This is a genomic window from Vibrio sp. 2-Bac 85 (assembly GCF_037546705.1).
GTDB lineage: Bacteria > Pseudomonadota > Gammaproteobacteria > Enterobacterales > Psychromonadaceae > Psychromonas.
In genome coordinates, this window is record NZ_JALAAB010000001.1 from 451,278 (window position 1) to 465,258 (window position 13,981).

Annotated in this window: 11 protein-coding genes; 7 read left to right on the forward strand and 4 right to left on the reverse strand. The window is 37.8% G+C overall.

The window, feature by feature from the left end:
• Positions 1 to 181: 181 nt before the first annotated feature.
• Both MT390_RS01925 and MT390_RS01930 read right to left on the reverse strand, forming a co-directional pair.
• Positions 182 to 1,792 carry a glycoside hydrolase family 32 protein gene (locus MT390_RS01925; protein WP_499439283.1) on the reverse strand — a complete coding sequence of 537 codons (1,611 nt, stop codon included), beginning with the start codon at positions 1,790 to 1,792 and terminating at the stop codon, positions 182 to 184.
• 138 nt (positions 1,793 to 1,930) lie between these two features.
• Positions 1,931 to 2,920, reverse strand: coding sequence for a LacI family DNA-binding transcriptional regulator (locus tag MT390_RS01930; protein ID WP_499439285.1), 990 nt, complete (start codon positions 2,918 to 2,920; stop codon positions 1,931 to 1,933).
• A gap of 231 nt (positions 2,921 to 3,151) precedes the next feature.
• Here MT390_RS01930 and MT390_RS01935 point away from each other — a divergent pair, with 231 nt between their 5' ends.
• The 7 genes from MT390_RS01935 (at position 3,152) to MT390_RS01965 (ending at position 11,475) form a co-directional block, all read left to right on the forward strand.
• Positions 3,152 to 4,609: a sucrose-specific PTS transporter subunit IIBC gene (locus MT390_RS01935; protein WP_499439287.1), complete on the forward strand. Its 1,458-nt coding sequence runs from the start codon at positions 3,152 to 3,154 to the stop codon at positions 4,607 to 4,609.
• A gap of 75 nt (positions 4,610 to 4,684) precedes the next feature.
• On the forward strand, positions 4,685 to 5,614 hold the full coding sequence (gene cscK / locus MT390_RS01940; RefSeq protein ID WP_499439288.1) for a fructokinase: 930 nt from the start codon (positions 4,685 to 4,687) through the stop codon (positions 5,612 to 5,614).
• A 17-nt stretch (positions 5,615 to 5,631) separates the two neighbouring features.
• Entirely contained in the window at positions 5,632 to 6,297 is a 666-nt protein-coding gene (locus MT390_RS01945) for a DUF4328 domain-containing protein (protein WP_499439290.1), read from the forward strand.
• A gap of 489 nt (positions 6,298 to 6,786) precedes the next feature.
• Positions 6,787 to 7,899, forward strand: coding sequence for a fused PTS fructose transporter subunit IIA/HPr protein (fruB, locus tag MT390_RS01950; protein ID WP_499439292.1), 1,113 nt, complete (start codon positions 6,787 to 6,789; stop codon positions 7,897 to 7,899).
• On the forward strand, positions 7,896 to 8,858 hold the full coding sequence (pfkB, locus tag MT390_RS01955) for a 1-phosphofructokinase (protein ID WP_499439293.1): 963 nt from the start codon (positions 7,896 to 7,898) through the stop codon (positions 8,856 to 8,858). Before fruB ends, pfkB begins: the two co-directional genes overlap by 4 nt.
• Positions 8,859 to 8,869: 11 nt before the next feature.
• Positions 8,870 to 10,588, forward strand: coding sequence for a PTS fructose transporter subunit IIBC (gene fruA, locus MT390_RS01960; protein WP_499439295.1), 1,719 nt, complete (start codon positions 8,870 to 8,872; stop codon positions 10,586 to 10,588).
• Positions 10,589 to 10,989: 401 nt separating this feature from the next.
• Positions 10,990 to 11,475 carry an RpiB/LacA/LacB family sugar-phosphate isomerase gene (locus MT390_RS01965; RefSeq protein WP_499439297.1) on the forward strand — a complete coding sequence of 162 codons (486 nt, stop codon included), beginning with the start codon at positions 10,990 to 10,992 and terminating at the stop codon, positions 11,473 to 11,475.
• 96 nt (positions 11,476 to 11,571) lie between these two features.
• Here MT390_RS01965 and cra read toward each other — a convergent pair whose 3' ends face one another.
• Entirely contained in the window at positions 11,572 to 12,555 is a 984-nt protein-coding gene (gene cra, locus MT390_RS01970) for a catabolite repressor/activator (RefSeq protein ID WP_499439499.1), read from the reverse strand.
• Positions 12,556 to 13,032: 477 nt separating this feature from the next.
• A complete protein-coding gene (locus MT390_RS01975; protein ID WP_499439298.1) occupies positions 13,033 to 13,740 on the reverse strand; it encodes an IS6 family transposase in 708 nt (235 codons plus the stop codon).
• Between the last annotated feature and the right edge of the window lie 241 nt (positions 13,741 to 13,981).

A 13,981-nucleotide genomic window follows, 5' to 3' on the forward strand; every position in this document is an offset into this window, starting at 1 on the left:
AATTCATGGAATGAGTCCAAAAGAAGTAGTTTAACTTTATTGTTTTTTTAAACTCATCTGCTAATAAAACAATATCATCACAATTAAAGAAATTTTACCTATAAAAAAGCGAATTTTTATATTCGGATTTTTTATACTAGTTTTTCATCGGTAAAATAGGGGCCTTTGAAGATTTTTTCATTCAATATAACCAACAATCGATGAAATCCACCTCTCCTTCGTAACTGATTTGGGTTGCATCTTTATTCGTAAATACGCGAGTCGACATCACAGCTTCACCCTCATTAATGAATATTTCTAACGAAGAAGTATCGGATAATATCTGTAACTGTACCGATTTTGAATCTGGTAGCGCTAACTCACGAACGGTATCACCTTCACGCAATAGGGTATTAGATCTGTCTAAAAATAGTGTCTTTGTTGTTTTATCTAAACGAATTTCACAATACCCTTGCTCTGATTGATGTAAGCGCAACGAACTGCCCCACTCCATTGAAATCTTTAACTCAAACGTTTTACTCTTTAAATCAAAAGAGGTTTGGTTTATTGGCACCGAAACATGCTGACGACGTAATTGCTCCAGTTCCTTAATAGGCGTTTGCAACAACTTACCATTAACTAATGACAACTCACGAAACGTTGTTAATTGATGTAACCAATTATTGTCTACACTCGGATGATCAACTTCATCCGGAAGTCCCATCCAAGCATTCATTACTCGACGCCCGTCAGGTGTAAGAAGAGATTGAGGGGCATAAAAATCAAAACCATGATCCAGATGTTGAAAATCAGATAGCATTGCTTTACCTCTTGCATCAAGCTTTGCTTTCACAATACCATTGTGGTGTGGCACGGTTTGATGTGGACTAGGTGATTTAATACCCTGTGGACCAATTACAATAAAGTCTTGTTTATTTAAAGTGAAAAAATCAGGGCATTCCCACATATAACCAAAGTCACCAAGCTCATCACCGCACAAAGCAATAAATTCCCATGCTTTGAGATCATCTGACCGGTAAATCGCAAGACGGCCAACTTCATCTTCACGTTGAACACCGAGTAACATTAGCCATTGGTCATTATGACGAATAACCTTAGGGTCTCGGCAATGTGGTGTTACGCCTGCTGGCAGTTCAGGTACAACAGGTCCATATTTTGTAAAGTTAATACCATCCGTTGAAGTAGCTAAGCATTGAGTGGTATGCCTGTCTCTATTTTCATCAATACGGACATTACCTGTATAGAACAACATTAATTTATCATCTTGACTGAGTGCATGTCCGGAAAAAACGCCGTGACTATCAAACCAATCTGAAGGTGTTAGTGCAACAGGTTGCCAATCCCACTTAATTAAATCTTTACTGGTTAAATGCGCCCAATATTTATCTTTATGTGCACAACTATAGGGATACCATTGATAAAACAAGTGATACTGCCCTTGATGATAAATAAAGCCATTGGGATCGTTTAACAAACCTTGAGGCGGTGAAATATGCCAAGCAGGTCGGTATTCACATTTAGTAGGCTGAATACAAGGTGCAAGTGCGGTTAACTGTTGCTGTGCGATAGCATGGCCTACAACTAACAATTGAGATTCAAATTCATCTTTATTTTCGATATCACTTTTGCAAAAAGTAATCTGCTTTAACTGTAAATTGTAAGCTTGTTGCTTTGCCTTGCTGGATAGTAAATTAAAATTCAAGATCTCAATAATAATGCGCGAATCAGGGCACAAAATACGAACTACATTTCTAATACCACCACACTCTTTAATAATTGATAATAACGACATAAAACACCTACAGCACATAAAAAATGGGAACGTTTGCAGAATATGCCTTAAAGGATATTTATGCAATAGCTAGATGACTTTAGTTTAAGAAAATAACAAGGACATAAGTCTCTATTTAATTTGCTTTATATTAAATTATCAACAACTTTCCCGAGAGATATTCTCAAAGTTCATGACTAACTTACTTACAGCGCCCTGCTTATTTTCGATCAAATCCAACAGTAACTGAGCTGCTTTTTTTCCTGTAGAATCAAAGCTATAGTTGAATGTTGATAGTCGCGGAGTACACACTTGAGAAAACTCATCATTACCAACACCAAGTACTTTGATGTCAATACCAGGGACTTTATTAGCTTCAGTGATCGCCTTCATTGCGCCTATTGCAATTCTATCTGTCGCACAAAATAAACCATCCAATTGTGGCCAATCAAGTAGCAATTTTTTTGTTTGTAAAAATCCGGACTCCATCGAGAACTCCCCACGACTATGGAATAGAGGAGGAGCCTGCTCTAAATGCAACAAAGATTGCTCTAAACCCTGGAAACGACATTGGTCAACAGCAATATCTTGGCTATTCACACCAATGAAGCCTATGTTTGAAGCTCCCGCTTCGACAAGCCTTAGTCCGGCACTAAAACCAACACTCACATCATCATAAATAATACTAGGAATATTAAATAAAGAACCGTCTTGTCCTATTAATATAACCGGAGCATCTGATTGCTTAATTGCTTTGACCAGTTCAGAGTCTAAATGTGTTGCGTACAGTAATATGCCTTCTACACGCTTTTGATTAAAACGCTTGATGTACTCTATTTCTTTTTCATTATCTTGTTGGCTATTTGCTAATAAAACATGTTTACCTGCTTGATCTATAATAGAACTTAAACCATCAAGCCCCTTTGCGGTTGCATATGAAGACATGCGGGGCACGATTACGCCAACGAGATGAGTCTTTTGTGATTTCAAATCTCTTGCTACTTGATTAGCAACATAACCACACTCATCAATCGCTTTTTGCACTTTTTCTTTGGTACTCGCTTTAACGCCATATTCATTATTAATGACACGAGAGACTGTCGATTTCGATACGCCTGATAATTTTGCAACTTCGTGCAATCCAGCCATGAATTTTTTCCTACATATTGGGAATGTTTGCAACAATTATAGCAAACAACAGCCATTCAATTGTAATTTAAAATATTAACAGGTCATTTATTGCATATTAATTATGACAAGCATCACATTTAATACCTAACCAGCTTGCTGAGGGGCTAAAATTACCTGAAACTCACCTTGAAAACGTTCCCAATAATTAATTAAAGATAGACGGAATTGAAATTTCACTAGGAGGAAGTTATGAATTATCCAAAAATCGCTAGCCAACTTATAATAATGCTGGGTGGTAAAAATAATATTAAAGCATTGGCACATTGTGCTACTCGCTTACGTCTTGCTGTTGAAGACGAAACACTAATCGATGAAAAGGCAATTGATGATCTTGAAGGCGTTAAAGGCCAATTCAAAGTAGCAGGCCAATACCAAGTTATATTTGGTTCTGGAATTGTTAACCAAGTTTATGCAGAGATGGCAAAGCTGACAGGACTTGAAGAGATGAGTACTAAAGATGTCGCTTCAGCAGGCGCCGAGAAACAAAATATTATTCAAAAAGCAGTAAAAGATTTATCTGATATCTTCGTACCAATAATTCCAGCTATCGTTGCAGGTGGTCTGTTAATGGGGATATTTAACGTATTAGTAGCGCCAGGGTTATTCATCGATGGAGAATCACTGGTCAGTGCAAATCCGGGTTTAGCTGACCTTGCCGCAATGATTAATACCTTTGCTAATGCCCCTTTTGTCTACCTACCTATCCTTTTAGCCTTTTCTGCTAGTAAAAAGTTTGGCGGTAACCCTTTCTTAGGTGCGGCGTTGGGTATGTTGATGGTTCATCCAGACCTACTTAACGGTTGGGGTTTTGCAGGTGCAACTGTTGCGGGGGATATTCCGGTTTGGAACATTCTTGGCATTGAAATCCAAAAGGTCGGTTACCAAGGTTCTGTTTTACCTGTACTAGTTGCTACGTTTATTTTAGCTAAAGTTGAAAATGGTTTACGCAAGTTTATCCCTTCTGTATTAGACAACCTTTTAACGCCCTTGCTAGCTATCTTTATTACAGGCGTTATTACTTTCACCATTGTTGGGCCGTTCACTCGCGATATCGGATTCTTACTAGGTGATGGACTAAACTGGTTATACGATTCAGCTGGATTTATTGGTGGTGCGCTATTTGGTTTCATCTATGCTCCCTTTGTTATCACAGGTATGCATCACAGTTTTATTGCAATTGAAATACAACTGCTTGCTGATATTGCAGTTACGGGTGGTACATTTATTTTCCCAATAGCGGCAATGTCTAATATTGCACAGGGAGGCGCGGCATTAGCAGTCGGGTTCACAACTAAAGATATCAAAACGAAAGGTATTGCAATTCCATCTGGCGTGACTGCACTTCTCGGTATTACAGAGCCAGCAATGTTTGGTGTTAATTTGAAATTTCGTTACCCGTTTATTGCAGCAATTATTGCTGCTGCAACGGCGAGTGCATTCATTACACTGTTTAACGTTAAAGCAAGTGCGCTTGGAGCAGCCGGTTTGCCAGGCATTATATCTATACGTTCAGGCGATGTTACGCCCTATATTATCGGCATGTTAATTTCGTTTGCTGTAGCGTTTGGTCTAACTATCGTACTTGGTAAACGCACTAAAATGAAAGATTCAAAAAAAGTTAAACCTTTAAAAGTAGCCACCGCATAATCTAACTTTTAGTCATCATTTAAACCAGTATTTTGAGAAAAATACTGGTTTTCTCTATAAAAAATAGGCGCTATTATGAACAAAATTTGGGTAACGGGTGATGCCGTTGTAGATTTAATTCCAGAAAACGAAAATAGCTATTTAAAGTGCCCAGGTGGTGCCCCTGCTAATGTTGCAGTTGCAGTCTCTCGCTTAGGTGGAAATAGCGCGTTTTTTGGTCGTGTAGGTCAGGATCCTCTCGGTCGTTTCATGAAAGAAATACTGACTAACGAGAACGTAAATACTGATTTTATGCTACTTGACGAACAACAACGAACTTCTACTGTCATTGTTGATTTAGATGATTCTGGTGAACGTAGTTTTACTTTTATGGTAAAACCAAGTGCAGATCAATTCTTGCTTCCTAGTGATATTCCACATTTTTCAAAGAATCAGTGGTTACATGTATGTTCCATTGCATTAGCGAATGAGCCAAGCAGAAGTAGTACTTTTGATGCAATGCGACAAATGAAATCAGTAGGTGGTTTTATTAGTTTTGATCCTAATCTACGAGATGAGGTATGGAACGAACCGAGTGAAATAAAATCAGTAATATTAAAAGCGGTAGCCATGGCTGATGTAATTAAATTTTCTGATGACGAGCTATTATTTTTAACCGATACAAATGAGTTAGACGCGGGTTTAAAAGTCATTGCCAAGTTCAAGAGTACACTGACACTAATCACTCAGGGTGCCAAAGGTGCATTAATTATGACACAAAATGAAAAAGAGCAGATCACCGGAAAAGCAGTTACCCCAATCGATACTACGGGAGCGGGCGATGCATTTGTTGGTGGGTTAATCAGTCATCTTGCACAGAACAACAATTGGAGCGAAATTAAACATATTCGTCAAGCTGTGAAATGGGCAAATGGTTGTGGCGCTTTAGCGACAAGTCAAAAAGGCGCAATGACAGCATTACCTTTAAAAGAGGAACTAATGAAATATCTGCAGCATTGTTTGTAGTGAAAGGAGAGATCAATATGACGAATTTAAACCAAACAGTTAAAAGTTTAGAAAGACTAACACAATGGATTAAATACGTGCTTTATGCCCAGATTGTAATTGCCATTTTCTCAATTATATTTGGTTTTTTAGAATTTCGATTATTAGCTACTTATCAAGAAGGTTTTTATGCCTCACTTGAAGAAGCTTTTGCTGATGGCGAGCTTGTCATTCAATCACTGCAAGTTACTGGCATCGTTTCTCTCATTGCTTTTATTGCTTCGGCAATATTAATCTTAAAATGGATTTATCGAGCTAATCATAATGCAAGGCAGCTTGGTGCACAGAGTATGAGTCATACGCCAGCTTGGTCCATTGGATATTACTTTATTCCTATCTTTAATCTTTGGAAGCCATATCTAGCATTGAAAGAGATCTGGATGACCAGTAAAAGTCCGCTTGATTGGCGTTATCCAAAAGTAAGTATCACTCTTCCTATCTGGTGGACTCTGTGGCTTTCATCTAACATATTGAACCAATCAATATTTAGATTATCTGCAAGTGCTGAAACACTACCTGAATTAATGAAGTTAAATATATTATCCCAGGTTTCTAATATAATGGATATTCCATTGGCGATAGTCACACTCATAATCATAAAAAATATTTATAAGATGCAAACTCACTGTATGAGCAAAATATAAGCGGTTTTACTTACAACTAAAGGCCTAAAAATGTGATCTAAGCTGAATATTCCGCAGAAAAATTGTTTAGTTTGTGGCGAAAGTCGATGTAAATGGTGGTCTCTTTACGAACCTTTTAACGAAAAAACAATCATTTTAGCAAGTAAAATAGATCAACTAATTATTACGATTGGTATAACTAGCCTCCGGTAAAAATAGAGTAAAAGTGGCGCACTGACTTCAACAGAAAATAACAAATAGCGCGGAACGACAAATAAGCATTCTTTTTGTTTTTTATAATAAACATCTTCAAAAACACGATCTATATCTCGTCATGAATAACAAATAAACAAAAATAGTATGTAATAGTTGCAATTTATGCTGAAACGATTCAGTATTAATTGCTGAAGCGATTCAGCAACTAAGATAAAACAATTTCTTAGTTGAATATTAATTCCCACCAAAGCCTAATCGACTCAGCTTTGGGATAAAAATTAAGGTGAACAAATCATGTTAACAATTAAGATCAGTGATATTGTCCTCTCACAAGTAGCTACTGAGAAGACCCAAGCGATAAAGTCAGTTGCGAGTAGCCTTGCAGGAAAAGGTTATGTTGAAGCAGGTTACCGTGATGGCATGCTGGCACGTGAAGCACAGAATTCAACTTTTCTAGGTAGTGGCATCGCTATTCCTCATGGAACAACAGATACACGCGACTTGGTCAACAAAACAGGCGTTATCATACACCACTATCCTGAAGGTGTAGATTGGGGGGATGGTAATACAGTCTATCTTGCTATCGGTATTGCGGCTAAGTCAGATGAGCATCTAACAATTCTTAGTCAACTTACCAAGGCACTTTCAACGGATGGTGTCGAAACTTTTATTAAAGAAGCAAGTAGCGCAGATACAATAGTTAGAATACTTTCAGGTAAAGTGCAAAGTGAAACAGATTTTAATGACAATTTAATTCTGCTTGATTTTCCTGCAGACAATGTTGCGCAACTGAGCGCTACTGCAGCGGGTTTAATAAAAAATCAAGGTGCGGTGAATGATGTGTTTGTCGCAAGCGCTGTCAAAAACGTTACCTATTTAGATCAGGGACTTTGTATCGCAACGAGTAATCAGGGTATCACCAAAACGGCAATTTCATTCGTCACTAGTACAACCCCGTTACAGTATAAAAACGAATTAGTAAAAGGCTTACTTTGTATTGCAAGTGATAGTGACCTGCATCTTAAAAACCTTAGTTTTCTAATTGAACTATTGTATAAAAATAAAATAGAACAACTATTAAATAGTAATGCAAAAGAGATTATTGCCTTACTAACTCAAGAGCAACTCGAAGGTAGTCAACAAACCTTTACCATTAAAAACCCACACGGCCTCCATGCTCGCCCAGGTGCAATGCTAGTTCATACGACCAAAAAATTTAAATCCAAAATACAAATGATCAACCTAGACGGTGATGGCAAATCAGTAAATGCTAAAAGCCTCATGAAAGTAATGACTCTGGGCATCAAATTCGGAAATAAATTACAGTTTACTGCTCAAGGAGAAGATGCTCAGGAAGCGCTTACTGCCATTGGTAAAGCAATTGATGAAGGCTTGGGTGAAAAATGAATATAAATCAAAAATTAAAAGTAGTGACCGTGACATTAAATCCAGCTTTGGATTTAACTGGCTCACTCGATGTTTTAAATACCGGCACCGTCAATGTCATTGACACAGGTAGCCTTCATGCTGCAGGAAAGGGTATTAATGTAGCCAAGGTGCTAGCTGAATTAGGTGCTAGCGTCACGGTGACAGGACTACTTGGAGACAATAACCAAGACGCTTTCGTTCATCTATTTGATTCCTTAGATATTATTGACAACTTCGTCCGCGTAAACGGCGATACTCGTATTAATGTGAAAATCGTTGAAAAATCAGGACAAGTTAGCGATCTTAATTTCCCGGGTATGACAGTGTCAGCAGAGGATATTAAGCGCTTTGAAACGCAACTTTTTTCCCTTGCAGAAACACATGACGTATTTGTAATAGCCGGAAGTTTAGCAAAAGGTATTTCAACGAATCAATTAAAAAACTGGATTGAAAAGTTACAAAAGGCAGGCAAAAAAGTATTTTTTGATAGTAGTAATCAAGCTTTAAGTGCCGGTATTGAGGCTATGCCTTTTTTAATTAAACCAAACGATGAAGAACTTAGTGCAATTGTTGGTGAGCAACTAACAAGTATTGATGAAATCAAACTGGCCGCCGAAAAGCTATACCAACAAGGTTGTGAAAACGTAGTCATTTCTCTTGGAGAAAAAGGCGTTTTATGGCTTAACGAAAATGGTTGGACCCAGTCTATCCCTCAAAAGATGGACGTAGTTAGTACCGTAGGAGCAGGCGACACATTAGTAGCAGGACTTTGCTGGGCTGAACTGAATAAATGGGATAAAAAACAAGGATTAAGTTTTGCCACCGCACTCGCAGCCTTTGCTGTGACACAAATAGGTGTCGGTGTAAAAGATATTCAAAAAGTACAAAAGATGCAAGAAAGCATACAAATAACAACACAACTAACCTCTACTAGATAAAGGATTTCATAATGAAAGTATCGATAGTTACTGCTTGCCCCAACGGTATAGCCAACAGCATTATAGCTGCCGGAATGCTAAAAAAGGGAGCAAACGAATTAAACTGGGATATTAATATTGAATGTCAATCAAGTGTAAGCCCTGTTCAAACGCTTACTCAAAAGCAAATTGATGAATCAGAATTAATTATTCTTTGTACTAATACTGACATCGACATTAGTCGTTTTAAAGGTAAAAAAGTTTATCAATCAGATATTTCTGAATGTCTAAAAGATGCTAAAACTTATTTACAAAATGCTGAGAGTAAATCAGCACTATTAACGAAAGTACAACAAGGGGATGCAACTATGACTGCACCTAAAAAGATTATAGCTATTACAGCTTGCCCAACAGGCGTAGCTCATACGTTTATGGCAGCTACAGCACTTGAAGAAGAAGGCAGACGCCTTGGCCATCAAGTTAAAGTTGAAACTCGCGGGTCAGTAGGTGCAAAAAATCAATTAACAGCAGAAGATATTAATGACGCTGATTTAGTGATTATTGCTGCAGATATTGAAGTTGATTTAGCGCGTTTTTCAGGTAAAAAACTTTATAAAACAAGCACCGGTTTAGCACTAAAGAAAACCAATCAAGAAATTAATAATGCCTTTGAAAAAGCAACAATTTACCAGCATCAAGGCGGAAGTAACGACAGCACTTCAGAAGAAAAATCTGGTGTTTACAAGCACCTTATGACTGGTGTATCACATATGCTACCAGTGGTTGTTGCAGGTGGTTTATTAATTGCGCTTTCTTTTGTATTCGGTATCGAAGCATTTAAAGAAGAAGGCACCATGGCTGCAGCCTTAATGGCTATTGGTGGTGCATCTGCGTTTGCACTTATGATCCCAGTTTTATCTGGTTTTATTGCATTCTCAATTGCTGACAGACCAGGTCTCGCACCTGGCTTAATTGGTGGTATGTTAGCAAGTTCAACTGGTGCTGGTTTCCTTGGTGGTATCATTGCTGGTTTCCTAGCAGGTTATGTTGCTAAGTTTATCGCTGAAAAAGTTGATCTACCAGATTCAATGGCGGCACTTAAACCTATCTTGATTATTCCATTATTTGCAAGCTTAGTAACGGGTTTAACAATGATTTACATTGTTGGTGGTCCGGTTTCTGCAATCATGTCAGGCTTAACTGAATTCCTCGCTAATATGGGTTCTGCAAACGCTGTATTACTAGGTACTTTACTTGGAGCCATGATGTGTTTCGACTTAGGTGGTCCAGTTAACAAAACGGCTTATACGTTTGGTGTTGGTTTACTAGCATCTCAAACTTATGCACCAATGGCTGCAATCATGGCAGCAGGTATGGTGCCTGCATTAGGTATGGGTCTGGCTACATTCTTAGCTAAATCTAAATTTATTGACAGTGAAGCGGAAGCAGGTAAGGCATCATTTGTATTAGGGCTTTGCTTCATATCAGAAGGTGCAATTCCTTTTGCGGCTAAAGATCCAATACGTGTAATTCCAGCTTGTATGGCGGGTGGAGCATTAACTGGTGCACTATCTATGCTTTTCGGTGCTGAACTACTCGCACCACATGGTGGTTTATTTGTACTGTTTATTCCGGGTGCGATTAGTCCAGTATTCTTGTATTTAGGTGCAATTGCAGCTGGAACAGCAGTCACAGGTTTTAGTTACGCATTCCTCAAAAAAAGTGATAAACAGCTATTAGCAACTTCTTAACACGTAGCCAAACCTTAATCACTGATCAACATATGAAATCCATCCCTCTTACCACTAGGTGAGAGGGGTGCCTAGAAGCAATCTAGATAGAAAATCATAACACTCAATGATTATAGAGCTAAAAACAATATGAATACTCGGATGAAGTAAACGAAGCCGACTTTTTATGAAAACCAAAGCGAAAGAGAAACGAAAATAGTCATTTTAACTCAATAACTGACATTATCGTTGGAGGTAATAAAGTATTAGCTCTTCTTCTGAAACTAAAAAAAGATACACACTCCGATATTCATCACTCATTGAATTACTCAAGTTTTAATTGATACGTTTTAAATTAAACAGGAAAAACTCAAATGGCACGTTTTTTCAAAAGTATTCAATTATTTTAAAAGGTATATATTATGAAAATCGCAATCGCTTGTGATCATGCAGGTTTTAATTTAAAAGAAGAAGTAAAAATTTTATTAAAAAGTCAAGGTCATGACGTTTTAGACTTTGGTACAAACAACGAAGTCTCATGTGATCTACCTGATTACATCTACCCAGCAGCACTTGCTGTTGCTAAAGGGGAAGCCGATCGCGGTATTTTCATTGATGGTGTCGGTTATGGCAGTGCATTAATCGCCAATAAAATTTTTGGACTATATGCTGCGGTATGCCAAGACCCTTTCTGCGCTCAACTCGCCCGCTCTCATTCTGATACTAATGTATTATGTATCGGCGCTAAAATAATAGGATCGGCGATTGCGATAGAAACGGTAAATGCATGGATGAGAACTGAATTTCTCTGCAATGAAGAAAAATATAAAAAACGTGTTGATAGAGTGATTGAGATATCTGAAGCTCATCTTAAGCCTCTATTTCATAGAAAAATGGATATGAGCTAAATATTAAAAACGTAATATCAGCCAACCTTTGGACATTAAAGCCCCAGTTAGCGGCAAAGGATGTCCTCAAGGTGCAAAACAGCTTCTGGCTAGATATTACCTTTTAACTAACTTACGTGGAATCACTTCAATACAAGGATTGTAAGTTCCTTTAGAAGCTAACAGAGCAAGCTGCAACGATTTTTCAGCGATCATATCAAACTGTTGAGCAAGTGATTGTATTTTTACAGGTAAAAAATCTAGCAAACGATTATCACCAAAGGTTGCTAAAGCAACTTTCTCGAGTAATTTCGGATACGCTATTAAGCAATCTAAAACCCCTTCAAATAATACATAAGAGGTTACTAAAACCGCATCAGGGAAGCAATCTTCATCAATCCACCGCTGTGTCAATTTTCGACCTTCTTCAACACTAAAATGTTCACCGTAAGCATATTTAACTTCAAGTGAATCAGCTTGTTTTGAAAGTGCGGCTTTAAAGCCTTCCTCGCGCTCTTTAGAGATACTCAAACCCGGTACAGCACCTATTAAACCTATACTCTTTATCTTTTTATCTAGTAATGCCTCGCTTAATTCAAAAGCACCATCTAAATCTTCACTTACCACACTAACAAAAAATTCATCATCCAAATAACGATCTATCGCTACTACAGGAACACCTTTAGCTTGAATGTTACGATAAAAATCATTATCTACAGGTAATGCACTCGCGACTATAAGCACATCGATACTGCGACTGATAAGGCTCTCAACTACACTCATTTCAGTATCAGGTTCATCATCTGAACATGAAATAATTAATTGAAACTCTGCCTTTCTGGCATCTCGCTCTAATAATTTAGCAAGCTTAGCGTAACTGTAATTTTCCAAATCAGGAATCACTAAACCGAAGGTACGACTATTGCCCGCTCTTAAAGAACTGGCTGCATAATTAGGTTTGTAGTTATACTTTTCGACAGTAGCCATTACTTTTTTCTGGGTTTTTTCACTAATCCGGTATTGAGCAGATTTACCATTTATAACATAACTGGCAGTGGTACGAGAAACACCCGCTAGCTTAGCGATTTCTTCTAATTTCATTTTCATTAATAAACTCACAACACTATTTTAAATTTCTATATGCAAACGGATCGGATCTTCATATCAAGCAGTTTCGATATAATTATAAACAGATAACAAAATGACTATAAGTAAGTTGCAATAATAACTGAAACGTTCCAGCAACGCTACTTCATAACATTAGTTGCCTAGTGGGTATCGTCAACTTATCTGCTTGGATCGGTTAAAAGCGATTAAATCAGACTTAATCTAAATTTTGGACACAACTAACTCGCTTCCATTCAGAAAAAGAGCGATTTCGAAATGCTCTATGGTGTTTTTCCTGCATTAAATGACGTCCAAAACGAAACAGATTATTGACCACGCCATGTCAACTTAAAAACGCAGGGCTTGGCCCTGTGATTTGAATTTCCGCGTCTGTCTTTCTTGTTGCCGGGTAGGCTGATGCGGTATTGTCAACTTATCTGACTAGGATGGCTAAAGGCTATAAAATTAGCCTTAATCTAAATTTTGGATACAACTAACCTGCACCCATTCAGAGAATGAGTGATCGCGGAATGCTCTATAATGTTTCGCTTGCATTAAATGACGGCCAAAACGAAACAGATTATTTACCACTCCGTGGCAACTTAAAAACCGCTGGGCTTGCCCTTGTGATTTGAATTTACGCATCTGTCGTTCTTGTTGCCGAGTAGGTTGATGTGAGAGCTCACATCCATTATTTTCATACTGAACCGTTGAGTGTTCTACACTTGGCATTAATTCTTTTTTTGCTGCAGAGTAGCTTGCTAGTTTATCAGTCACAACCTTTAATGGCGTACCTCCCTGCCCTTTTAATAATCGTTTAAAGAAGCGCATCGCTGCCGTCTTATTCTTTCGTTTCTGAACTAAAATATCTATTTCATCACCATCTTGATCAACCGCTCGCCAAAGGTAATGTAATACGCCATTTATTTTGATGAAGACCTCATCCAAATACCAGGTATCACCAAGTTGACCGCGATTCTTTTTGATCTTGTTGCAATAGATAGCACCGTATTTTTTACACCACTGTCTAATCGTTTCATAGCTGACAACAATACCTCTAGCAGCGAGCAGTTCTTCAATATCACGAAAGCTAAGTGTAAACCGATGATAAAGCCAAACGGCATGGCTGATGATTTGTGCAGGGTAACGATAACCGGCGTAGATATTAGAATTATTCATCTGCAGATTATCGCATAATTAGTGAGGCAGTTATTAACTTGACAGTACCAAGAAATGATACAGAATCTTAAAAACCGTATGCCTACCTCTCGATACCCTATCCTCATCACCTTACTGAATATCAATTAAGATATTATAACTAAAGTTAATCGGCTAAAGCCGATGGTTTTAACCTTTCAGAAGACTAAGAAATATCCGTTTTTTACTAACCATTACAGGCCAACAACTTCTGGACATTAAA